The 23,375-nt window shown below is 49.2% G+C and carries 23 protein-coding genes and 1 pseudogene; 16 read left to right on the forward strand and 8 right to left on the reverse strand.

The window, feature by feature from the left end:
- Positions 1–59: 59 nt before the first annotated feature.
- Positions 60–341, reverse strand: coding sequence for a hypothetical protein (locus B5F34_RS17295; protein ID WP_140392957.1), 282 nt, complete (start codon positions 339–341; stop codon positions 60–62).
- Positions 342–502: 161 nt separating this feature from the next.
- On the opposite strand from B5F34_RS17295, the gene purL reads away from it, so the two are divergent.
- The 9 genes and pseudogenes from purL (at position 503) to cbiB (ending at position 11,869) form a co-directional block, all read left to right on the forward strand.
- Positions 503–4,255 (forward strand): phosphoribosylformylglycinamidine synthase, encoded by a 3,753-nt coding sequence (gene purL, locus B5F34_RS04940; protein ID WP_255376950.1) that lies wholly within the window; start codon positions 503–505, stop codon positions 4,253–4,255.
- A gap of 367 nt (positions 4,256–4,622) precedes the next feature.
- A pseudogene (locus B5F34_RS17840) lies at positions 4,623–4,976 on the forward strand (helix-turn-helix transcriptional regulator); the annotation flags it as partial.
- Positions 4,977–5,052: 76 nt separating this feature from the next.
- Positions 5,053–5,613: a chromate transporter gene (locus B5F34_RS04950; protein ID WP_087335892.1), complete on the forward strand. Its 561-nt coding sequence runs from the start codon at positions 5,053–5,055 to the stop codon at positions 5,611–5,613.
- Positions 5,614–5,756: 143 nt separating this feature from the next.
- Entirely contained in the window at positions 5,757–6,329 is a 573-nt protein-coding gene (locus tag B5F34_RS04955; RefSeq protein WP_087335696.1) for a chromate transporter, read from the forward strand.
- 93 nt (positions 6,330–6,422) lie between these two features.
- The gene (locus B5F34_RS04960) at positions 6,423–7,025 is read left to right on the forward strand and encodes a DUF6621 family protein (RefSeq protein ID WP_087335697.1); all 603 of its coding nucleotides are present in this window, start codon (positions 6,423–6,425) and stop codon (positions 7,023–7,025) included.
- Between the two features lie 365 nt (positions 7,026–7,390).
- Positions 7,391–8,389: a putative sulfate exporter family transporter gene (locus B5F34_RS04965; protein ID WP_087335699.1), complete on the forward strand. Its 999-nt coding sequence runs from the start codon at positions 7,391–7,393 to the stop codon at positions 8,387–8,389.
- A gap of 4 nt (positions 8,390–8,393) precedes the next feature.
- Entirely contained in the window at positions 8,394–9,902 is a 1,509-nt protein-coding gene (locus B5F34_RS04970; RefSeq protein WP_087335701.1) for a cobyric acid synthase, read from the forward strand.
- A complete protein-coding gene (locus tag B5F34_RS04975; protein ID WP_087335703.1) occupies positions 9,899–10,924 on the forward strand; it encodes a threonine-phosphate decarboxylase in 1,026 nt (341 codons plus the stop codon). Before B5F34_RS04970 ends, B5F34_RS04975 begins: the two co-directional genes overlap by 4 nt.
- Positions 10,925–11,869 carry an adenosylcobinamide-phosphate synthase CbiB gene (gene cbiB, locus B5F34_RS04980; RefSeq protein ID WP_087335705.1) on the forward strand — a complete coding sequence of 315 codons (945 nt, stop codon included), beginning with the start codon at positions 10,925–10,927 and terminating at the stop codon, positions 11,867–11,869.
- Here the strand turns inward: cbiB and cobC are convergent.
- Genes cobC through cobU form a run of 4 tightly spaced genes read right to left on the reverse strand, consistent with a single transcriptional unit; the run spans position 11,864 to position 14,696 of the window.
- Positions 11,864–12,394, reverse strand: coding sequence for an alpha-ribazole phosphatase (gene cobC, locus B5F34_RS04985; RefSeq protein ID WP_087335707.1), 531 nt, complete (start codon positions 12,392–12,394; stop codon positions 11,864–11,866). The two genes, cbiB and cobC, sit on opposite strands and share 6 nt — an antisense overlap.
- A complete protein-coding gene (gene cobS / locus B5F34_RS04990; protein ID WP_087335894.1) occupies positions 12,385–13,128 on the reverse strand; it encodes an adenosylcobinamide-GDP ribazoletransferase in 744 nt (247 codons plus the stop codon). Before cobS ends, cobC begins: the two co-directional genes overlap by 10 nt.
- Positions 13,129–13,138: 10 nt before the next feature.
- Complete coding sequence (gene cobT / locus B5F34_RS04995; RefSeq protein WP_087335709.1) at positions 13,139–14,176, reverse strand: nicotinate-nucleotide--dimethylbenzimidazole phosphoribosyltransferase; 1,038 nt, start codon at positions 14,174–14,176, stop codon at positions 13,139–13,141.
- Positions 14,163–14,696 carry a bifunctional adenosylcobinamide kinase/adenosylcobinamide-phosphate guanylyltransferase gene (gene cobU / locus B5F34_RS05000; RefSeq protein WP_087335897.1) on the reverse strand — a complete coding sequence of 178 codons (534 nt, stop codon included), beginning with the start codon at positions 14,694–14,696 and terminating at the stop codon, positions 14,163–14,165. The genes cobT and cobU overlap by 14 nt, the downstream gene beginning before the upstream one ends.
- Before the next feature lie 347 nt (positions 14,697–15,043).
- Here cobU and B5F34_RS05005 point away from each other — a divergent pair, with 347 nt between their 5' ends.
- Genes B5F34_RS05005 through B5F34_RS05015 form a run of 3 tightly spaced genes read left to right on the forward strand, consistent with a single transcriptional unit; the run spans position 15,044 to position 16,545 of the window.
- The gene (locus B5F34_RS05005; protein ID WP_087335710.1) at positions 15,044–15,559 is read left to right on the forward strand and encodes an RNA polymerase sigma factor; all 516 of its coding nucleotides are present in this window, start codon (positions 15,044–15,046) and stop codon (positions 15,557–15,559) included.
- Complete coding sequence (locus tag B5F34_RS05010; protein WP_087335713.1) at positions 15,540–16,037, forward strand: hypothetical protein; 498 nt, start codon at positions 15,540–15,542, stop codon at positions 16,035–16,037. The genes B5F34_RS05005 and B5F34_RS05010 overlap by 20 nt, the downstream gene beginning before the upstream one ends.
- A gap of 19 nt (positions 16,038–16,056) precedes the next feature.
- The gene (locus B5F34_RS05015; RefSeq protein WP_162609289.1) at positions 16,057–16,545 is read left to right on the forward strand and encodes a DUF4252 domain-containing protein; all 489 of its coding nucleotides are present in this window, start codon (positions 16,057–16,059) and stop codon (positions 16,543–16,545) included.
- Between the two features lie 143 nt (positions 16,546–16,688).
- On the opposite strand, the gene recA is transcribed toward B5F34_RS05015, so the two are convergent.
- Genes recA through B5F34_RS05030 form a run of 3 tightly spaced genes read right to left on the reverse strand, consistent with a single transcriptional unit; the run spans position 16,689 to position 19,426 of the window.
- Positions 16,689–17,735, reverse strand: a complete 1,047-nt coding sequence (gene recA / locus B5F34_RS05020) for a recombinase RecA (RefSeq protein WP_087335719.1) — start codon at positions 17,733–17,735, stop codon at positions 16,689–16,691.
- A 26-nt stretch (positions 17,736–17,761) separates the two neighbouring features.
- Positions 17,762–18,220: a thioredoxin-dependent thiol peroxidase gene (gene bcp, locus B5F34_RS05025; RefSeq protein WP_087335721.1), complete on the reverse strand. Its 459-nt coding sequence runs from the start codon at positions 18,218–18,220 to the stop codon at positions 17,762–17,764.
- 12 nt (positions 18,221–18,232) lie between these two features.
- Positions 18,233–19,426 (reverse strand): saccharopine dehydrogenase family protein, encoded by a 1,194-nt coding sequence (locus B5F34_RS05030; protein WP_087335723.1) that lies wholly within the window; start codon positions 19,424–19,426, stop codon positions 18,233–18,235.
- Positions 19,427–19,705: 279 nt separating this feature from the next.
- Here B5F34_RS05030 and B5F34_RS05035 point away from each other — a divergent pair, with 279 nt between their 5' ends.
- From B5F34_RS05035 to B5F34_RS05050, 4 genes are all read left to right on the forward strand, one after another.
- Entirely contained in the window at positions 19,706–20,506 is an 801-nt protein-coding gene (locus B5F34_RS05035; RefSeq protein ID WP_087335725.1) for an META domain-containing protein, read from the forward strand.
- Positions 20,507–20,512: 6 nt separating this feature from the next.
- On the forward strand, positions 20,513–20,986 hold the full coding sequence (locus tag B5F34_RS05040; RefSeq protein ID WP_087335727.1) for a PaaI family thioesterase: 474 nt from the start codon (positions 20,513–20,515) through the stop codon (positions 20,984–20,986).
- Between the two features lie 664 nt (positions 20,987–21,650).
- Positions 21,651–22,556 carry a helix-turn-helix domain-containing protein gene (locus B5F34_RS05045; RefSeq protein WP_087335900.1) on the forward strand — a complete coding sequence of 302 codons (906 nt, stop codon included), beginning with the start codon at positions 21,651–21,653 and terminating at the stop codon, positions 22,554–22,556.
- A gap of 361 nt (positions 22,557–22,917) precedes the next feature.
- Positions 22,918–23,292, forward strand: coding sequence for a YccF domain-containing protein (locus tag B5F34_RS05050; protein ID WP_087335729.1), 375 nt, complete (start codon positions 22,918–22,920; stop codon positions 23,290–23,292).
- Positions 23,293–23,375 lie beyond the last annotated feature (83 nt).

The raw sequence follows: 23,375 nt of genomic DNA on the forward strand, positions 1-23,375 counted from the left end.
AAAGGTAAATAAAAGGAATGGTTTCGCAAAATGTCATCACTCTCTTGTTGCCTCTGTTTTTATGGCGCTGCAAAATAAAATCCGTATGTTTTGTCGCAGCTCGCCTGCGTGTGTTGGCAACCATCCGGCAGGGGGGCGTTGGAATGGCTGGTGTGAGAAAGAAAGGATGTTTTGGTTGGCAATGTATATGGCTGATAGACAAGCAGGTAGTTCTTATCTATAAGAAAGCCGTTGCTACGCGCTTGGAAGCCCGCTTCTACGCGCTTGGGAGTTTGCTTCTTTGCGTTTGGAAGTTTATCCTGGCAAGCGGTTGATTGGACAGTTTTATCCCTTCTTTGCATTTTTTTATCGGTACAAAACAAGTTTTGCCGGTGGATAAGCCGAGGGTGGCAGCGGGATAACAGACGCTTGTGTTTTTTAAGACAGCCATTTCCATCCTTTGTTTCGTGGCTGTTTCATATTTTATTTATACCTTTGCACAAGTTTGAAGGCCTGCCGCCTGATACGCAACGATAAATATTATTATAACCTTATAAAAGAAATGATTAGCTTTTTCAGAACCCAGTCGCAGAGCGTGATTGCTGTAGAGTGCGACCATACGCCCGATCGGGCAGAGAACGAGAAACTCTGTTGGCTTTTTGGGGAAGCAACCCCTGAGGCCGAGAACAATCTTGCTGGCTATTTCGTGGGACCGCGCCGCGAGATGATTACTCCGTGGAGCACCAACGCGGTGGAAATCGTCCAGAACATGGGCTTGAAGGGCATTACCCGCATCGAGGAATACTTCCCCGTGCAGAGCGAAGATGCTGACCATGATCCCATGCTGCAACGCATGTACCGGGGGTTGGACCAAGACGTGTTTACTACACACCGTCAGCCCGAACCTATCCGGCACATCGAGGACCTGGAGGCTTATAACGAACAGGAAGGGCTGGCGCTCAGTGCCGAGGAGATAGCTTATCTGAAGAAAGTAGAGAAAGACTTGGGACGTCCTCTGACGGACAGTGAGGTCTTTGGGTTCGCCCAAATCAATTCCGAACATTGCCGCCATAAAATCTTCGGAGGCACGTTTGTCATCGACGGCGTAGAGAAGGAATCGTCCCTCTTCCAGATGATTAAGAAAACTACCAAAGAGAATCCCAACCGCATCATATCGGCTTATAAAGATAATGTGGCTTTTGCCGAAGGCCCTGTCATCGAGCAGTTTGCTCCTGCCGATCAGTCCAAACCGGATTATTTCCAGGTGAAAGATATCAAGAGCGTCATCTCCCTCAAGGCAGAGACGCACAATTTCCCTACCACTGTGGAGCCTTTCAACGGTGCCTCAACAGGTACGGGCGGAGAAATCCGCGACCGTATGGGGGGAGGCAAAGGATCGTGGCCCATTGCCGGAACGGCTGTCTACATGACTGCCTATCCCCGTGTGGAGGAAGGACGTCCGTGGGAGGAAATACTGCCTGTGCGCAAATGGCTCTACCAGACGCCCGAACAGATACTTATCAAGGCATCGAACGGTGCCAGCGACTTTGGTAATAAGTTTGGCCAGCCGCTTATCTGCGGTTCGGTGCTGACTTTTGAACATCAGGAAACACCCGACGATGCCGAATATGGCTACGACAAGGTTATTATGCTGGCTGGTGGCGTAGGCTACGGCACGGAGCGTGATTGCCAGAAAGGTCATCCGGAGGCAGGAAACAAAATCGTGGTTATGGGCGGCGACAACTACCGCATTGGCTTGGGTGGAGGTTCGGTGTCTTCTGTTGATACCGGACGTTATAGCAGCGGCATTGAACTGAATGCCGTGCAGCGTGCCAATGCCGAAATGCAGAAGCGTGTCTATAACGTGGTACGTGCTCTTTGTGAAGAAGATGTTAATCCGGTGGTTTCCATTCACGACCACGGGTCGGCCGGACATGTCAACTGCCTCTCTGAGTTAGTAGAGGATTGTGGCGGTTTGATTGATATGAGCAAATTACCTATTGGCGACAAAACTCTCTCGGCCAAGGAAATCATTGCCAACGAAAGCCAGGAACGCATGGGGCTGTTGATTAAGGAAGAAGCCATTGAGCATGTGGCCAAGATTGCCGAACGCGAGCGTGCCCCGATGTATGTGGTCGGCGAGACTACAGGCGACCATCGCTTTGCTTTCCAGCAGGCTGATGGAGTGCGCCCCTTCGATTTGGCGGTCGACCAAATGTTCGGCTCGTCGCCCAAGACGTTTATGATAGACAAGACGGTAGAGCATCACTATGAGATGCCGACTTATGAGCTTTCTAAACTGCATGAATACCTGGCTAATGTGCTCCAGTTGGAGGCAGTGGCTTGCAAAGACTGGTTGACCAACAAGGTAGACCGTTCGGTGACGGGTAAGATTGCCCGGCAGCAGTGTGTGGGCGAACTTCAGTTGCCGCTGAGCGACTGTGGCGTTGTGGCATTGGATTACCGGGGCGAAAAGGGCATTGCGACAGCTTTGGGACATGCACCGCAGGCTGGGCTGGCTGATCCGAAGGCCGGTTCCGTGCTCTCTGTGGCCGAAGCTCTGACTAACATCGTTTGGGCTCCCCTGGTTGAGGGGTTGGATACCGTCTCGCTTTCGGCAAACTGGATGTGGCCCTGCCGTTCGCAAGAGGGTGAGGATGCTCGCCTCTATACGGCGGTCGAGGCTTTAAGCGACTTCTGCTGTGCCTTGCGCATCAATGTACCTACCGGCAAGGATTCACTCTCTATGACGCAGAAGTATCCCGATGGTAGTAAGGTGATTTCTCCGGGCACGGTCATTGTATCGGCCGGTGGTGAGGTGAGTGATGTCAAGAAGGTGGTTTCGCCCGTCTTAGTCAACAATCCGCATACCACACTCTATCATATAGACTTCAGTTTCGACCGTCTTAAACTGGGAGGTTCGGCTTTTGCGCAGAGTTTGGGCAAGGTGGGTAGCGAGGTGCCTACGGTACAGAATCCCGAATATTTCCGCGATGCCTTCCAGGCCGTTCAGGAGCTTATCAGCCGCGGGCTTGTCTTGGCAGGACATGATATTTCGGCAGGTGGTCTTATAACGACCTTGCTTGAGATGTGCTTCTCTAATATGGAGGGTGGTTTGGACATTAGTCTTGACAAGTTCAAGGAGACGGACTTGGTGAAGATTCTTTTTGCCGAAAATCCTGGTGTAGTTATTCAGGTAAGCAACAAGCACAAGGATGAAGTGAAGAAACTATTGGAAGATGCGGGTGTGGGCTATATTAAGTTGGGTAAGCCTACCGATGAGCGCCATATTCTTGTAACGAAGGACGAGGCAACTTATCAGTTTGGCATCGACTATCTGCGCGATGTGTGGTATTCTACTTCTTATCTGCTCGACCGTAAGCAATCTATGAACGGCTGTGCCAAGAAGCGTTATGAGAACTATAAGATGCAGCCGGTAGAACTTATTTTCCAGCCCGGATTTACCGGCAAGCTTTCTGGCTACGGCATCAGTCCCGACCGTCGTACACCTTCTGGAATCCGTGCTGCTATTATCCGCGAGAAAGGCACCAACGGTGAGCGTGAGATGGCTTATTCGCTCTATCTGGCCGGATTCGACGTGAAGGATGTGACGATGACCGACCTGGTGAGTGGGCGTGAGACACTGGATGATATAAATATGATAGTCTTCTGTGGCGGATTCTCCAATTCCGATGTCTTGGGTTCGGCCAAAGGTTGGGCGGGTGCTTTCCTCTTCAATCCCAAGGCCAAGGAAACCCTCGACCGGTTCTATGCTCGCGAAGACACGCTTTCGCTGGGAGTATGTAACGGTTGCCAGCTGATGATGGAGTTGAACCTTATTGTTCCCGAAGACGAGAAGCGAATCCGAATGCTCCACAACGACTCGCATAAGTTTGAGAGTCGCTTCCTGGGTCTTACCATTCCCACTAACCGAAGTGTGATGTTCGGTTCGCTGAGCGGAAGCAAGCTGGGTATCTGGGTGGCTCATGGCGAAGGCAAGTTCTCTTTGCCCTATGCGGAAGAGCACTACAACATAGTAGCCAAATACAGCTACGATGAATATCCTGGCAATCCCAATGGCTCTGACTATTCGGCAGCAGCTGTGGCCAGTGCTGACGGACGCCATCTGGCTATTATGCCCCACTTGGAGCGTGCCATCTTCCCCTGGCAGAATGCTTCTTATCTGGCCGACCGTGTCAAGACCGACCAGGTGACGCCGTGGATAGAGGCTTTTGTCAATGCCCGCAAGTGGATAGAGGAGAAATTGAGAAAATGAGGACGTTCGACATGGGTTCTCACTCTTATTGTGCTTTATGAAACCCAAGAAGAAGCACTATCGCAAGCAAGAGAACGCTCTGCTTATTCAGACGCTCTATGACCTCCGTATGCCTCTGGCCGCTATGAAAGAGCGGCTGGAGGCATTGGCAGGACGTGGAGATTTGCCGGAAGATGCACGCAGCGAAGTGTACTCGGTGCTCCAGCAAACCGGTGTTTTCTATCGGATGGCCGAGGGGGTGGGGCATCATTTCCGCATGGAGAAGGAGACTCCTAATGTGTGGAGTGCCCGTTTGCGGAAAATAAGGACGTATGCCCGTCTCTATTCCAAGCAACCGTGTGAAGGATCACAAGGTTCTTTTCAACCTTGTGCCAACTGCACCGGCGAGCAAGATTGGAAATTCATTGCCCACGTTAAGAAATATGTGGAGGAGAATATGAATAATCCTGGATTCAACATTGATTCCCTTTGCGACCTGCTTAATATGAGTCGTACCAGCTTTTACAACAAGCTAAAGGCACTCACGGGGCAGGCTCCGGCAGATTATGTACGGCTTATTCGTCTGAATTGTGCCAGGGTTTTGTTAAGGGAACATCGTTACTCCATTACTGAAGTGGCGGAGATGACGGGATTTAGCGATGCCAGATATTTCCGTGAGGTATTCAAGAAGCACTTTGGCGTCAGCCCCAGCCGGTATGCCAAAGACAATCTTATCAAGTAATTAGAAACAGGCAGGTCTGTCTCTTGCTTGTTGCAACTCAAGTGGCAAAAGTTGAATTATTTAGTTGTATGGCGAAATGAATCTGTATCTGGATGCTTTTTCTATCTTTTTCAAGATTGGTGCTTTTACGATTGGTGGAGGCTATGCCATGGTGCCGTTGATAGAGGATGAGATTGTGACCCGGCGTGGGTGGTTGGCCAAGGAAGACTTCATCGATTTATTGGCCATTGCCCAGTCTTCGCCAGGCATCCTGGCTGTTAACATCTCCATTTTTATCGGTTATCGTCTAAAAGGGGTGCCGGGAAGCATAGTTACGGCTTTGGGCACGGTGCTTCCGTCGTTTCTCATCATTCTGGCCATTGCTTTGTTTTTCCATAATTTCAAGGACAATGCTTTGGTGGAGCGTATTTTCAAAGGGATTCGTCCGGCTGTGGTGGCACTGATTGCGGCGCCGACGTTCAGCATGGCCAAGTCTGCTCGGATCAACCGGTATAATGTATGGATACCTGTTGTGTCGGCCTTACTCATCTGGCTGCTCGGATTCTCACCTATCTGGATTATTATTGCTGCTGGTGTAGGAGGATATGTTTATGGAAAGATGAAAAATAAGAAGGCAGACACAGAACACAGGACGTGATGCTTTTCTGTTAGAGAATTTTGCCTGTTTGCGTGTGCTGCATAGAGTTTACAGAGGAGATTTTTCTCCAGTGTGACGAAGCGGTACATGTACATCCGGGCTAAATTTGATTAGTTATTTCTATTTTAATTTGTCATTGCGCAATGATTTTTTTGCAACTTTTCTATACCTTCTTTAAGATCGGTCTTTTTGGATTTGGTGGAGGCTATGCTATGCTTTCCATGATTCAAGGAGAGGTCGTTACCCGCCACGAGTGGCTTACGCCGCAAGAGTTTACGGATATTGTGGCCATTAGTCAGATGACTCCGGGACCTATTGGCATCAATTCTGCCACCTACGTAGGGTATGATGCCATAGTCAATGCCGGATATGGAATGGGTTGGGGGGTATTTGGTTCAGTGTTGGCTACATTTGCAGTGGTACTCCCTTCGTTTATCCTGATGCTCACTATTAGTCGTTTTTTCTTGAAATACCAGAAGCACCCTGTGGTAGAATCGGTGTTTAGTGGGTTGCGTCCGGCTGTGGTGGGATTGCTGGCTTCGGCTGCATTGGTGCTTATGAATGTGGAGAATTTCGGTTCGCCGGTGGATGATACGCGTTCGTTTCTGATTAGTTGCGTTATTTTTGTCGTGGCTTTCATCGGCACCAAGCGATACAAGGTGAATCCCATTCTGATGATTGTGCTTTGTGGCGTGGCAGGCGTCTTTCTTTATTAACATAGGTTGCTGTTGTGCCAAAGAGATTCCCGGATAATTTTACTTGTAGCCTGTAGTCCGGGTTGAATAAGAACTTCGTTAATATTTTCTGATATGGATAAAAAAAACATTATATTTGCTCCGAATGTCCTTCTGTTGGATGCGGCATTCTTGAATGGAACGGTTCGTGACATTAAGCTGTTGATGGGTAATAAGCTGGGACGCGAGTTGCCCGATACGGATTTGGTGGACTGGTTGATATGCCTCGCGTTGGATGGAGGTTTGCGTGGCGAAAGCAACGAATTGCAAGTTCTTTGGGTGGCTGATGAAGGTGTCCGGCAAATGCCGGGATGTATCCCCTCTGCTTTGGAGGAATTGGACGGGCAGGCTTGTCAGACTCCGATAGGAGAGTTCTCTTTCTCTGTTGTTCCTTCGGCAGGGTTGGTGTCGCGTGCAGGTTTGTTTGCTGAATTGATGAAGTTGGCGCTTGATGCCAAGGAGGTGAAACGTCTTCTGCTGGTACCGGATTTTTATGAATATGGAGAAAAATTAGCCAAGACGCTACATGATTTCAATACGGAGTCGGATGAAGACGATGCACTCGGTAAGGTGCTTTGTTTCCTGCTGGAAGAGCCGGATGGGGGATTTCCTTGCAGCATAGACTTGATTACCTATTCGCTGATGCATATTTGGGGGATTGCACCCGATGATTTGTAAATCCGGTAAAAAGCTGTACCTTTGTGCCCGCAAAAATAGAACCTTCTGTTTTTAGGTTCCGATTCTGTAACTTTTGAGTTTATGAGTGCCGGTCATGCTTTGAAGTTATTTAAACTTTCTTGTGCCATCGGAGGCCCCGCGTGCATAAGAATGGCAGTCCTGATACGCGCTTTGCAGCACGCAGCCAAGCGATAAGCAGTTTACTTCTATGCGATAAGCAGTAAGCTTCTTATATATAAGAAATAATGTGTTGATTATCAATCAAATGAGAATTGTGCCGTATGGCGGTCGGAAAGTTTTAATCACTTCCTTGACTTAAGAATTTTAAACTACCAATAAACTTATTCACTTAATACAATCATTTTATGACTGAAACCTCAACCTCCTTACAAGCCAGGAAAAAGCCTGTTTATGTTTCTCTCCTGGCATTGCTCTTCGTATGTCTCATGCTGGATTATGTGCCTGTATGTGCTCCTTATGTGGGATGGGCCACTCCCCCTGTAGCTCTTTTCTTGGGACTGGCTTTTGCTTTGATGTGCGGACAGGCATATCCTAAGTTTAATAAGAAGATGTCTAAATACCTCTTGCAATATTCTGTAGTCGGTTTGGGCTTCGGCATGAATTTGCATGCTTCGCTTGCATCGGGTAAGGAAGGAATGGAGTTTACTATTATTTCCGTGATAGGTACACTGCTCATAGGCTGGTTCATCGGGCGCAAATGCCTGAAGGTAGACCGCAATACTTCCTACCTCATTTCATCGGGCACTGCTATTTGTGGAGGAAGTGCCATAGCAGCTGTGGGGCCTGTACTGAAAGCCAAGGATGAGGAAATGTCGGTGGCTCTGGGAACCATATTCATACTCAATGCCATTGCCTTATTCATCTTTCCGGTCATCGGTCATTGGCTTCAGATGGGGCAGCATGAGTTTGGCACTTGGGCAGCCATCGCCATACACGATACCAGTTCCGTGGTCGGTGCCGGTGCTGCATACGGTGAAGAAGCTTTGCAGGTAGCTACTACTATCAAGCTGACCCGTGCCTTGTGGATTATTCCACTGGCCATTGTCACTTCTTTCATCTTCAAGAGCAAAGGCAAGAAGATGTATATGCCCTGGTTCATCCTTTTCTTTGTGCTTGCCATGGTGTTCAATACCTATGTATTAGGACGTACGGAGACAGGAGTGCAGGTGGGAGCTTTCATCAATGATTTTGCCCGCAAGATGCTTACTATTACGCTTTTCTTCATCGGTGCTTCCCTCTCGCGTGATGTACTGAAGGCTGTCGGCATCCGGCCACTGGTGCAAGGCGTATTGCTTTGGATAGTTATCAGCGTGGCCACACTGGCTTACATTTATTGGGGTTGATGGGATGAGGCAGAAGTTACATCCTATGATGCTGGTAGGTACGGGGAGCGATGTGGGTAAGAGTATCCTGGCTACGGCTTTTTGCCGCATCTTCCGGCAAGATGGTTATTGCCCCGCTCCCTTCAAGGCACAGAATATGGCGCTTAATTCTTACGTCACGTCCGACGGACTGGAGATGGGGCGTGCGCAGGTGGTGCAAGCCGAGGCGGCAGGTGTGCCTTGCCAGGCAGATATGAATCCGCTGTTGCTCAAGCCTCAATCCGATCATACGTCGCAGGTTGTACTTAATGGGCGACCTGTGGGCAATCTGGATGCTTATGACTATTTCCGTAAAGAGGGGCGCGATGAGTTGCGGCGGGAAGTTTGTGCTGCCTACGATAGACTTTCGGCACGTTACAACCCCGTGGTGCTTGAAGGAGCAGGAAGTATTTCCGAAATCAATCTGCGTGATACAGACCTAGTCAATCTTTCCATGGCAGCCCATGCCGGAGCTGATGTCTTTCTGGTGGCCGATATTGACCGAGGAGGAGTCTTTGCCAGCGTCTACGGCTCTTTGGCCTTGCTTCGTCCGGAGGAGCGTCGCTTGATAAAGGGCGTTCTGATAAATAAGTTTCGGGGCGATCTTCGCCTTTTCCAGCCGGGGGTGAAGATGATGGAAGAACTTTGCGGCATTCCTGTCCTTGGCGTGATACCCTTTCTGCAAGGCCTTGCCATTGATGAGGAAGATTCTGTATCGCTGGCCTTCAAACATACGGAAGCCGAGGCAGGAAAAGTCAATGTAGCGGTGGTTTTATTGCCCCATCTGAGTAATTTTACAGATTTTGGAGCTTTGGAGCAAGACCCGCGTATCCATCTTTTTTATACCCGTCGGCCGGAAGAGTTGCTGGAAGCGGATGTCATAATTCTGCCAGGAAGCAAAAGCACCATTGCCGATTTGGAATCATTGCGGAGAAGTGGAGCCGCTCAGGCCATTCTTTGTGCGCGAAAGAAAGGAACTGTTATCTTGGGTATTTGCGGTGGCTATCAGATGATGGGGCAGGAAATCCTTGACCCGCATCATGTAGAAGGTGATATGGAATGCTATCCCGGTTTAGGACTCTTGCCAGTGCGTACCTGTATGATGTCCGACAAGGTGACACGGCGCACCCGTTTCCGCCTGCAACCGGAGGGTGGAGAATGGCTGGAAGGGTACGAAATCCACATGGGTGAAACAGTCCTGGGTGAGGGAGCTTCACCTTCTCCTTTGATTTACCTGGCCGACGGAGGTACAGATGGTTACCGGATGGATGAAAGATGTATGGGTACTTATCTGCACGGCATCCTGGATTATCCGGCTTTCCTTCATCTCCTGTTTGCTCCTTTGGCTGGCAAGTGGGCAAAGACATCCGATTTCGATGCCCGTCAGTTTAAGGAAACGCAATACGACCGTCTGGCAAATCATGTACGCACTTATGCCGACATGCCGCAAATCTATCGCATATTAACCACCTCAACTCCTCACGAAGCCTTATGATAGAAGGACACGGTGATGACCTTTATAAATATAAGTACCCTATACGGATTAACTTCAGTTCGAATTTGACAGACTGGATAGATGCCACTCCTCTGCGCTTGTTCCTACGCGAGCGGGTAGGTGAAGTGCTCTCTGTTTATCCTGAACCCAGACCTTTTACTCTCGAAAGCCGTATAGCGAGTCATTTGCACTTGTTACCCGACAATGTCTGCGTTACGAATGGCGCTACGGAAGCTATTTATCTGATAGCCCAGACTTTTACCGGCATTCGGAGTGCTGTTTTTCAGCCTACATTCAGTGAGTATGCCGATGCCGCCCGCATGTATGGTCATCGAGTGGTTTCGCTCTACCAATGGCCTGCTCACGGACGCTTGCCCGAAGACTTGCAGATGCTCTGGCTTTGCAATCCTAACAATCCTACAGGTCAGGTACAGGATAAAGAAGCTTTGGCCTTATTGGTTGAAAACAATCCCCAAGTGCTGTTTGTCATCGACCAGTCTTACGAGGATTTCACTTTCAAGCCTCTTTTTTCGGCCTGTGAGGCGGCGAAGTATCCCAATGTGCTTCTGCTTCACTCCCTGACCAAGCGTTATGCCATGCCCGGTCTGCGACTTGGATTTCTTACCGGGCCAGCCCCGCTGGTAGCTCACTTGCGTACGCACCGCATGCCTTGGTCGGTGAATGGAGTGGCATTGGAGGCTGGACTGTTTCTGACGGAACATCCGAATGCTATTCCTTTCGATTTATCGGGATGCTTGAAGGAGAAAGAAAGATTGGTGTCCCGCTTGTGTGCCATGGGGGTATTTGAAGTGTGGGATTCAGATACGCACTTCTTTCTGGTGCGTCTCCGCATGGGGCATTCTTCGGCTTTAAAGGATTATCTGGCCAGCGAACATGGCATACTTATCCGTGATGCTTCTAACTTTGAGGGACTGAACGAAGCTTTCTTTCGCCTGTCTGCCCAGCGGAAAGAGGATAACGATCATTTGTTGGAAGCTATGGCACAATGGTTGGAAAGTTGAATGATGATGGAATATGTGTTGACAGTTGCTCCTTTGCTCCTGGCTTGGGTACTTGACCGGGTGGTCGGAGACCCTTTGTGGCTACCTCATCCCGTAGTGCTTTTCGGACGTATCATTGCTTGGTGTGAACATACCTTCAACCGTGGTGTCCGACGTCGGCTAAAAGGGGCATTGATGGCGGTGGTACTTGTAGCGGGTGTGTGGCTGGTTATGAAGGGGCTGCTATGGGGAGCTGGTGGTATTTCTCCGTGGTTGGAATGGGCATTAGAGGTTTTATTCATCTTCTATTGCCTGGCTGGAACTACCTTGGTGCGTGAGGTGCGCGAAGTCTTTCGAGCTGTCGACCGCTCTTTGGACGAAGGACGTCGGCAGGTAGCCCGTATTGTAGGGCGTGACACTCAGTCGCTCTCGGCTCAGGAGGTACGTACCGCCGCTCTGGAAACCTTGTCAGAAAACCTAAGTGACGGGGTTATCGCGCCGCTTTTTTGGTATCTTGTGCTTGGGGTGCCCGGCATGATGGCCTATAAGATGGTAAACACGTTGGACAGTATGGTGGGATACCGCAACGAACGCTACCGGAAGTTCGGTTCTTTTTCTGCCCGGATGGACGATGTGGCCAATTTCATTCCGGCCCGCCTCACGGCTCTACTCATGTTGCTCGTTTCCGGTCGTCCGGATTTGTGGAAGTTTGTGGTCCGTTACGGCAACCAGCATGCCAGTCCCAATTCCGGTTATCCTGAATCTGCTCTGGCTGGAATTTTGAATTGCCGTTTCGGAGGACCACACAACTACTTCGGGGAAGAAGTCTGGAAACCCTACATCGGTTCCAATGAACGGATGTTGGACACTGCTGATATGCAAAAGGCGGTATCTGTCAACCGAAAGGCAGAAGTGCTGATGCTGCTCCTGATTATGTTGGCTGAGTGTCTGGCCGGTTGGTCATAAGCGGAGTCGGACAATGCTCCCATAAGCGGGTATATGTCGGAAAGCCTCTTCCGGTGTGATGATTCCGGCATAGATTTGTGCGCAGGCTATGACTCCTCCGTGTGTAAAGATACCTGCCTTCTGGAACGGTTTTCCGCACAAGTCCTTCATAAAAAGCGAAACCCGGTGCAGTTGTTCCATGAACGATTCTCCTCCGGTGGCAGCTACATGCAGGTAGTCTTTGTACCAAATATGCAGGCGGGGGTCGGTTATCTCGTCATAGCGTTGCATCTCCCAGTCACCGAAATTAATTTCCAGCAGGCGGTCGTCGCACACAGCATCAGCATAACCACAATACGTAGCCAGGCGTGTGCACCGGTTCAGCGGACTGGTGTAGACTGCTTCCAAAATGCCTTCTGACTGCAAGGCACGGGCTACTTGTGCTGCTTCTTCGGGGAAGGTGGGGCAGAGGGCAACGTCTGTCTGTCCATAGCAGGTTCCCGGAGGTACATCTACCGAAGTATGTCGAATCAGAATTACTTCCATAGCCAAGCCAGTGTGCAGAGATAGAAACTCAATTCGCAAAGCAGAAACAAGGCCCCGCAGCAGTCGCCCGTATATCCTCCCAAGCGTTTTTTCATCCAAAGGCAGAGCAGGAAGAAGACAAGGGGAGGACACAGACAGAGCCACATCCATCCTGCCGGGAGCAGCAGACATACGGGTATCCACCCGAAGAAGGTTCCCATTAGTGCTTCTTTCGCCGACATCCTTCTGTAAGTGACTTGTGCTTTGCTTTCTTCTTCCTTGCGGGCATAGGGCAGGAAGTTGATAAGGTGTGAAGCGCACCATTTGGAGTAGGTATCGGCACAGAAAGCCACGGCACATAGTGTGTGGAGTGGCATGGCACCCATCTGCGTCATCAGCAGGAAATAGACAATGAGGCCGATGACGCCGAAGGTGCCGATGTGCGAGTCTTTCATAATGGCCAGTGTCCGTTCGCGTGTAGTGCCTCCGCCAAAACCATCGCAGAAATCAGCCAGCCCGTCTTCGTGCAGACATCCCGTAACGAGCAAACGGGCTGTCAGGGCAAGTATCCAGGCCACGGAAAGCGGAAAAATCTGTCCGGTCAGCCAAAGCGTCAGGGCCACAATGCCTCCTGTGAGCCATCCCGTCAGCGGCCAGTAAGGTACTACCTGTTTAAAGCAGTCGGCGGGCACATGGGCTATTCGCCAGAAAGGCAGACGGGTGAAGAAGATAAAGGCGGCAAGCATGTTTTTCATCATGGTTGCGTCAGAAGTATTTTGTTATTTCGGCATGAGTAAAGCTGTCCATCTCGTTAATCATGCGCACGGCTGAGTCTACCAGCGGGTAGGCGCACACGGCACCGGTGCCTTCGCCTAAGCGCAGGCCCAGGTTTAGGAGCGGACGGGTATGCAAGTAGTCCAGAAGCAGATGGTGTCCTGCTTCATCGCCTCCGTGGGCAAAGATGGCGTAAGACAGTACCTCCGGACAGAGGCGCGAAGCAGCCAAGATGCAGTTGGTCATGATGAAGCCGTCTACTAAAATCACCATCTTCAGTTCTGCTGCCTGAAGCATGGCGCCTGTTGCCATCACCATTTCCAGTCCGCCGAAATGTCGAAGGACATCACAGGCCGAACCATCGCCCCGGTAGTGGGCTACGGCTTGCTGCAATACTTCATATTTGTGGTGGATACCGTCCTGATTCAGTCCGCTTCCTGCCCCGATGCACTGTTCCAGAGGAATTCCGGTCAGCAGATGCATCCACACCGATGAAGGCGAGGTGTTGCCTATGCCCATTTCTCCGAAACTCAGCACGTTGCTTCCTTCAGCATGACACAGACGTACGATTTCTGCCCCATACTCTATGCATTGCTCAAACTCCTCTTCCGTCAGGGCGGGTTCGTGCAGAAAGTTGCGGCTTCCGCGGCGTACCTTCCGGTTGATGATGCCCCGTTCATAGGGCAGCTCGTTGTCTACTCCGGCATCGACAATCTTGAGCTCGAATCCATGTTGTCTGCACAAGAAGTTGATGCCGGCACCTCCGTTCAGGAAATTCAGTATCTGTTGCCAGGTCACTTCTTTGGGCGACACGCTTACACCTTCTTCCACGATGCCGTGGTCGGCGGCGAAGATGACGTTTTGCGGATGCTTCAGTACGGGTGACAAGGTCTGTTGGATAAGTCCAATTTGCAGAGCCAGTTCTTCTAAGCGTCCCAGCGAACCCTTGGGTTTGGTCAGGTTGTTTATCTTGTCGGTCAGTGCGCGACGGATTAGTCCGTCGGGGCAAGTAATATTAAACGATTTCATTGGCAGTATTGGGTTTGATGACTACGGGAATGCCTGATACCATAAGAATGACCCGGTCGGCCCGCTCGGCGATGTATTGGTTCATCCAGCCCAGCAGGTCGGTGAATTTGCGTTGCAGCTCATTGTCCGATGTGCCCCCCAAGCCTATTTCGTTGGTTACGAAGATGAACGTGGCATCCTGGTCGGTGAAGGCATCCCATTCGCGTTTCGCTTCCTCCAGCGTCCGGTCAATGTCGCCCTTCAGGTCGAAAAAGAAGTTGGTACACCACAGCGTAATGCAGTCTGTCAAAACCACACGTCCATCCACCCGGTGGCGGCTCAGATGCTTTTCTTCTTCGATGTTGGTCCATTCCGGTCCCCTCCGTTCCTGGTGGCGTGCCACACGCTGGCGGAATTCTTCATCCCAGATGCGTGCCGTGGCCAGGTAGACAGGGGTAGGAGAGAGGCGAAGGGCCAGTCTTTCGGCATAGCTGCTCTTGCCCGAGCGTGCTCCGCCGGTAATCAGGATAATCTCTTTCATATTTATGTAATGAGGGAACAAAAGTAATGAAATCTGTTTGAAAAATGCCTCTGTGCGGCTTAAAAACTTCGCATCTTTTCTATAAAGAAGCATTGCCATTCTCTTGCTTTGTGCCTGCTTTTTTCTTTCTATTTGGGCACGATATTGCTTATCTATAAGAAGCCGGGTGCAAAGGGCTTTGGAGCGTGCTTCTTATAGAGATGAAGGACGCTTTTCTCAAATGGCACTTTTGCTCGTTCAAGAGGTACTTGAGGAAGCCTGGTGCATAAAACTGCATTTGTGTGTAACAATTCGGCCGGTGTTTCCGTCTTTTCAGTGTAACCCAATAAACATAACGCGATAGATTCATGGATGCGGCCAGTTTTAAGAAGATGTTTTTGCCTTACCACCGTAAACTTTACGGGGTGGCTCTTCGTCTGCTGGAGAATGAAGATGATGCCGAAGACTTGCTCCAGGAAGCCTATCTGAAATTGTGGGACAAACGGGATGCATTGGGAGTTGTGGACAATCCCGAAGCTTTCTGTATTACGTTGGTGCGCAACATGTGCCTTGACCTGCTTCGTTCCGGACATTATGCGTGGAGCAGGCAACGTGTGGAGCTGACCGATGCCCTTCCGCTGGCTGTGCCGGATCATACCATAGCCAGCGACGATGCCCAAGTAGTGCAGATGCTTATAGATGATTTGCCTCCGCAACAGCGTCAGGTGGTCCGCCTGCGTGATGTGCAGGGTTATCCTTATGAGGAGATTGAGAACGTGACGGGACTCAGTGCTGTCAACATTCGTGTGATGTTGTCGCGGGCCCGTAAGAAGATACGTGAAGAATTTTTTAAATTGCGTGACTATGAAAAGAGAAGAGATTGAACGACTGTTGACCCTTTACTATGAAGGTCGGACTGATGAGCAGGAAGAAGAACGTCTGCGTCAAGCCCTTCTGAAAGCCGACGACCTGCCAGGTGATTTAGAGGTGGAGCGAACTTTGTTCCTTTCGCTTCACCAGCCGCATGCCGGAGAGGACATCTCTGTGCCCGACGGTCTGGAAGCCAGTCTGGAGGCCTTGATTGACCGGAAAGCCGCTGTACCTCGTCGGCTTTGGCTGAGGTGGGGAGCCGTAGCTGCTTCGTTGCTCCTGATTGTAGGAATAGGTTGGGGCATAGCAGAGATGCGTCGGCCTTCTGTGCCGCAAGACACCTTTACCAATCCCGAAGACGCACACCGCGCCCTGCAGGCCATCTTCATGGAGATGTCGATGCATTGGAACGAAGGCATGGAGCAGTTAGAAGCTTCGCAGCGCGATCTTATGGCGGTGCGGCGGGAAATCAATGAAGAGTTTGAACCATAATCTTATTTATACATTAGTTATGATGAAGTTTTTTAGATTCTATCTGGTCCTTGCGGCCGTGCTTCTGCCCTTGTGCGGCTGGGGGCAGGAAAAGCTGTTCGACAAGTACAGCGACATGAAAAACGTGAAGTCGGTCTATATTTCCAAGCCCATGCTGGAAATGGGACCGGAGTATTTCACCAACATCTATTTGGGCTCGAGCACCAAGAAACTGAATTCTGTCCGTCTGCTTTCCACGTCAGATTCTGTGGTCTGTAAGAAGTTGTTCAAGGACATCCGTTCTCTGCTCAAGCCTTCCGATTACAAATTGCTGATGAAACAAAAGGGAACGTCCACCAGTTCGGAGTTCTACGTTTCCAAGTATGTAGATATCATTGAGGAATTGATTATGCTGACATACAAGGAAGATAAGTTCCTGAGGTTCATCTATCTGGAGGGAAAGATGACGGAAAAGGACGTGAAGGATATCCTGCTCTATCAAGGGACTTCCGACAACGTAATCCACTGAACAGATAGAAGAATTTCAGGAGCAGCCGGGAGAATGGAATGTAGGAATTTGCCGGTATCAAACCTGACCAGAGAGGGAAAAGAGAGGGAAACAAGAAAGGCGCGGGAAACCGCGCCTTTCTTATGGGTATTGGATAGGGATGCTTATTCTTTCGTTTTCAGCGCCTCGAAAATCTGGGCTTCCAGTTCTTCTGCCAGTTCGGGATTATCCAGAATCACTTGTTTGGCGGCATCACGTCCTTGTGCCAGCCTTGTGTCGTTATAGCTAAACCACGAACCGCTCTTCTTGATGATGCCCAGTTCCGAACCTAAATCAATGATTTCGCCGGAACGTGAGATTCCCTCGCCGAACATGATGTCGAACTCTGCGCGGCGGAAAGGTGGAGCGACTTTGTTCTTCACAATCTTTATCTTTGTCTGGCGTCCCAGCACTTCATCGCCGTTCTTGATGGCCTGTCCCGGTCGGATATCAATGCGTACCGAAGCATAGAACTTCAGCGCATTACCACCCGTGGTAGTTTCGGGGTTGCCGAACATGACTCCAATCTTCTCGCGCAGCTGGTTGATGAAGATACACGTGGTACGTGTCTTGCTGATGGCAGAGGTCATTTTTCGCAAGGCTTGTGACATGAGCCGTGCCTGCAACCCGACCTTGTTGTCTCCCATGTCCCCTTCGATTTCTGCTTTGGGAGTCAGGGCTGCCACGGAGTCGATGACAATGATGTCTACAGCCGACGAGTTGATAAGCTGGTCGGCAATCTCCAGTGCTTGTTCGCCATTGTCGGGTTGCGAGATAAGCAAGTTGTCTACATCTACGCCCAACTTGGCAGCATAGAAACGGTCGAAAGCATGTTCTGCATCAATAAAGGCGGCAATGCCTCCAGCTTTTTGAGCCTCGGCTATGGCATGTATGGCCAGCGTGGTCTTACCGGACGATTCCGGTCCGTAGATTTCGATGATGCGTCCACGGGGATAACCTCCCACCCCCAAGGCTACATTCAGTCCGATGGATCCCGTAGGAATCACTTCGACATGTTCTACTTCTTGGCTTCCCATGCGCATGATGGAGCCTTTGCCGAAGTTTTTCTCTATCTTTTCCATGGCCATCTGCAGAGCCTTCAGCTTTTCGTTGGAAGGCTGCTGGGATGCGCCATTTTCATTTTCAAAGTTCAGTTCGTCTTTTTTTGCCACTTTCTTATGTGTATTAAATTAAAGAGTTATTGATTAGCTTTCAGTATCTGCGGCGCATGTTCCTTCGTCTTGATTTCCTTCGGGGTAAAGATGCGTTCGATGATACCCTCTTCATTAATGATAAAGGTAGTTCGGAATGTTCCCATGTATTTACGTCCGCACATGCTTTTCTCGCCCCACACGCCAAACTGTTCCACCAACTTTTTGTCGGTGTCTGCTATCAGCGGAAAAGGGAGGGCGTTCTTCTCAATGAATTTCTGGTGTGACTTCTCGCTGTCCACGCTGGCGCCTATTACGGCGTAGCCTGCTTGTTGCAGTTCGTCATAATGGTCGCGTAGGCTGCAGGCTTCGGCTGTACATCCGGGCGTGCTATCTTTGGGATAGAAATACAGCACAACTTTCTTTCCTTTATAGTCACTCAGGCGGATTTCTTCGCCTTTTTCGTTTGTTCCCAATAATTCGGGCGCTTTGTCTCCTACTTGCATGTCTTTTGTTTTTTAAAGTTCCAAATCTCCGTCAAATACCTCATGCCAAGGCAATCCTTGTTTGTTCAACTGTTCCATGAAGGGATCGGGGTCGAATTCTTCTACATTCCATACACCCGGGCGTTTCCACAGACCTTTAAGGAACATCATGGCTCCAATCATGGCAGGTACGCCTGTTGTGTAGCTTACCCCTTGCATACCGGTTTCCTGGTAGGCGGCCTGATGGCTGCAGTTATTATATACGTAATATGTACGCTCCTTACCGTCCTTCAATCCACGGATACGACATCCGATAGAGGTTTCCCCGTCGTAGTTCTCGCCCAGGTCCTGCGGGTTGGGCAATACGGCCTTGAGGAATTGCAAAGGTACGATTTTCATGCCGTTGTAATCAATGGGGTCAATGCGTGCCATGCCTATATCTTGGATAACCCGCAGATGTGTCAGGTATTCTTGTCCGAAAGTCATCCAGAAGCGTGCCCGCTTGATGGTAGGGAAGTTCTTTACCAGCGATTCCAGTTCTTCGTGGTAAAGCAGGTAGGAGTCACGCGGACCAATGTTGGGATAATTCAGAGACTTGTGTATTTCCAGCGGTTGGGTAGTGACCCACTGACCGTTTTCATAATAGCGTCCGTTTTGGGTGATTTCGCGGATGTTGATTTCCGGATTGAAGTTGGTAGCGAAGGCTTTGTGGTGGTTGCCGGCATTACAGTCCACAATATCTAAGTATTGGATTTCGTCGAAGTAATGTTTGGCTGCGTATGCAGTATAAATGCCGCTCACTCCCGGGTCGAATCCACATCCTAAAATGGCAGTCAGCCCGGCCTCTTCAAAGCGTTTTTTGTAAGCCCATTGCCAGCTGTATTCAAAGTGTGCTACGTCCTTAGGCTCGTAGTTGGCCGTATCCAGGTAGTTTACGCCTGTCTTCAGGCAGGCTTCCATGATGGTAAGGTCCTGATAGGGAAGAGCCACGTTGATGACGATTTCCGGCTTGAAACTGTTCATTAACTCTACGAGCTCGTCCACATTGTCGGCATCGACCTGTGCGGTCTGGATGTTGGGATTGCCGATGGCCTTCACCACGGCGTCACATTTCGATTTTGTGCGGCTGGCAATCATAATGTCGGTAAAGACATCGGGATTCTGAGCCACCTTGTGGGCAACAACGGTACCTACACCGCCTGCACCGATAATAAGAACTTTGGCCATTGTCTTTTTTTATTATTAGAATGTATCTGTTTGAATGGAAAAATCTTGTTTATCGTCAGCAAATATACGGTTTAATTCTCAGGTAGGCAAACAATCGCCTTTCAAAATCCCTATGGACATCATACCATTTTCTATCTCCATTATGAACAAAATGTTTTTCGTATGGTTATTTTGTTTACCTTTGCAGCACGTCTCTTCTGTATGAGTGCAGTATAGATGACTGATTTTGTTTATATAATGATTGAGTTATCAGATTTTAATATTAAAAAGAAAAGTACGATGAAAAAGTTTTTTGTATCTTTTTGTCTGGCAGCGGCAACTTTAGGGCTGTCATCGTGTGGTTCTACCAAGAACACGGCTGTGTTGGCCGATATTGATGGTGAATGGAGTATCATTGAAATTAACGGTGCCGCCGTAGTTCCAGCGCCCGGACAGGCTTACCCTTACATAGGTTTCGATAAAGCAACGGGACGGGTGCATGGCAATGCCGGGTGTAACCGCCTGATGGGTTCGTTTGACGTGCAGGCTGCTCCTGGCACTATCGACTTGTCCAGACTGGGTACTACGCGCATGATGTGTCCGGACATGACTGTGGAACAAAATGTGCTCAACGCCTTGGCCCAGGTGAAACAGTATGTCCGTTTGGGTGATGAAAACATTGGACTGTGCGGCAAGTCGCTCAAACGTCCCATCATGGTGTTGAAGCGCAAGGCACCCGACATGACTTTGGCTGATTTGAACGGTAAGTGGAAGATTGTGGAAGCAGGAGGAGTGGCGATTCCTGATACCTTGGAGAATCAGCCTTTCATTGAGTTGGATACAGCCGCAAAGACCATGCACGGACAGGCTGGCTGCAACCTTATTAACGGAGGTTTTCAGACGGAAGAAGGTGAGCCGGCGTCTATTTCATTCCCTCAGTTCATTAGTACCATGATGGCCTGCCCTGATATGGAGATTGAGGACCGTGTGAAGCAGGCATTGAATGCTACCCGTACTTTTGCCCGTATTCAGGATGGGGAAAACCGCGTTGGATTCTATGATGCGGAAGGGACATTGGTAGTGGTTCTGATAAAAGAATAACCGGAAATGCAGAAAATCATTAACCCTTGGAAGGAAACTGAGGGATATAATTGTTTTGGCTGTTCTCCCGGCAACCCTGCGGGGCTGCACATGGATTTTTATGAGGATGGTGATGAGATAGTATGCCGGTGGGTACCCCGTGCAGAATATCAGGGCTGGCTGCATACACTTCATGGGGGCATTCAGTCGGTGATGCTCGATGAGATTTGCGGCTGGGTGGTATTCCGCAAATTGCAGACTGCCGGTGTCACCACCAAGATGGAGACTCGCTTCCGTAAATCTGTTTCTACGGATGACAGCTTTGTGATGCTTCGTGCCCGGCTGCGTGAGACGCGGCGTAATCTGGCCATTATCGATGCCCGGCTTTATGACAGTCGTGGCGAACTTTGCACCGAGGCGGTTTGTACCTACTTTACCTTTCCGCCCGAAAAGGCTGCGCAGGAGATGGCTTTTCACCAGTGCAGGGTGGAAGGTGAGTAAAAGAAGAGAGAAAATCGTGTCAGTTCTCTGACCAGAACGTAATTTATGCCCAAAAACAGGGAGGCTGTATCGGAATAGAGTACAGATGGTTATATTGTCCAAAGGAACGGAATGATAGTCTGAACTCTTTTTTGAGACAGCCTCCTTGTTTGTAGATAAGCGGTTGGCACCCGGATGCCCGGGTTGTCAGTTATTTCCTGCCTGTAACATTGAAATATCGGGCAATCCTTTCAGTTATTTCAGCCTCCCCTTGCAGAAGTTGGCAGGACCTCCGAATTCCTTTTCATAGTATAGACTAACTATGAACTGCAACTTATTTTTTCCTTGAAAAAATACAACTTGCCTTTTCGGATGGCTCATCATAAACAGTGCCGGGCGCTAAGCAGCGAATAGCCGGGCGCTAAGCAGCATACTTCCAGGCTATAGGCAGCATACTTGTTATATATTAGAAGCAATATATTGATAGTCAGTGGTATATGTGTCCGTCAGTAACTAAGCGATAAGGATAGGGTTTCTTCCCGGTTGGTAGCCGGGCGATGCGGCCCATGAGTACCATTATTACAGAAATAAATACCTCGATTACCTGTGATGCAGGCAGATAGGTGGATGGTTGGGGAAGAAGAAGTATATTTGTGACCTGAAATTATGCATGACGGACAGTATGATGAGTAGTATAATAAAGGCCGATACGATTCAGCAGTATAATCAGTTTTTTGGACAGCAAACCCGCCATCCGCAAGTCGACATCATTCATTTTGACCATTCGGAAAACCAGCCTACGCACAAGATGACATTCGGTTTTTATGCCTTGTTTCTGGTAAAAACAGTAGGCATTACGATGGATTACGGCAAGACTAAATATGATTTTGATGAAAGTACTGTCATTTGTCTGGCACCCGGACAGACCATCGGGGTTTATCGGATGCCGGGTGGTCCTGTGCCGGAGGCTGTAGGACTGTTGTTTCATCCCGACCTTTTGCTTGGTACGTCATTGGCTTCAAAGATGAAGCAGTTTACTTTTTTCTCTTATTCTTCCAACGAAGCCCTGCATTTGTCTGCCGATGAAAGTCTCATTGTACAAGATTATATGGATAAAGTACAGAGGGAACTGGAACATCCCATGGATAAGTTTTCCAAACAGTTATTAGTCTCTAACATTGAAGTCTTACTTTACTATTGCATGCGTTTCTTTGAGCGTCAGTTCGCCAGTCGCGAAAAGCTAAATAACGATGTCCTTGTGTGTTTTGAGCAATTATTGAACGAATACTGGGATTCCGGTGAGGCAAGGCAGCATGGCCTTCCTACCGTAAAGTATTTTGCCGACAAAATATGCCTTTCCTCCAATTACTTTGGCGATTTGATAAAGTCTATTACAGGAAAAAGTCCGCAGGAATACATACAAGCCAAGATTGTAGAGGTAGCTAAGGAGGCAATTCTGAATCCTTTTCTGACGGCAAAGGAAGTTGCAGGAATGTTAGGTTTCCAATATCCGCAACATTTTCTTCGTTTCTTTAAGAAGCAGGTAGGCTGTACGCCCAAAGAGTATAAGCAGAATAGTTCGAAAGCGTAAGAGGATGTGTTTGTGCTGTTGCAAGTTGAGGGAGGCACTGTGTCGAAGTCAGTTTTTAGTGTCGGTTAAAATGTTGCTTAGCCTGATTGGGGTGACTATTTTTGAGGATTTTTCTCTGTGGTTGTGAGGAGCGTAGCAGGCTGCGTGCCGAAGGACAACAAGGAAAAAGACCGGAGAAAACCTCAAAAGCGACAGAATAAAATCTTTCAGAGAGAGAATCCAAACCGGCTCTTAGTGCTTGGATGAGAGAAGATAACGAAAAGATGGTGCTTCTTGGAAGAATAATTGAATATTTTTGGAGCTAATTCAGCACAAATATTTATCTTTGTCCTTGTAATGAAGTGTAAAAACGGATAAGCTTATGGGTTGTTTTATGAATGTTTTGTGGCTGGTATTGGGCGGCGTTTTCACAGCCATTGAATATGTAATATCGAGTTTGTTGCTGATGGTGACCATTGTGGGCATTCCCTTCGGCATGCAGACTTTGAAGCTGGCAGGGCTGGCCCTATGGCCGTTTGGCAAGAAGGTGGTGAGCGGTGAACGTTCGAGCGGCTGCCTGCATGTGCTGATGAATGTGCTTTGGATTCTGTTGGGAGGCATTTGGATTGCTGTATCCCACTTGATTTTTGGAGCTATTCTCTGCATCACAGTCGTTGGTATTCCTTTCGGATTGCAGCATTTCAAACTGGCAGGACTGGCTCTGACACCTTTTGGAAAGGATATTGTTAATGATTGATGAGACGGTCTCTTTCCTCTTTCTGTTGAAAAAATAAATGGTTAATAGAACACCTGGGTGTCTGCCATTAACCATTTATCATT

This window comes from Mediterranea sp. An20 (assembly GCF_002160055.1).
GTDB lineage: Bacteria > Bacteroidota > Bacteroidia > Bacteroidales > Bacteroidaceae > Bacteroides > Bacteroides avicola.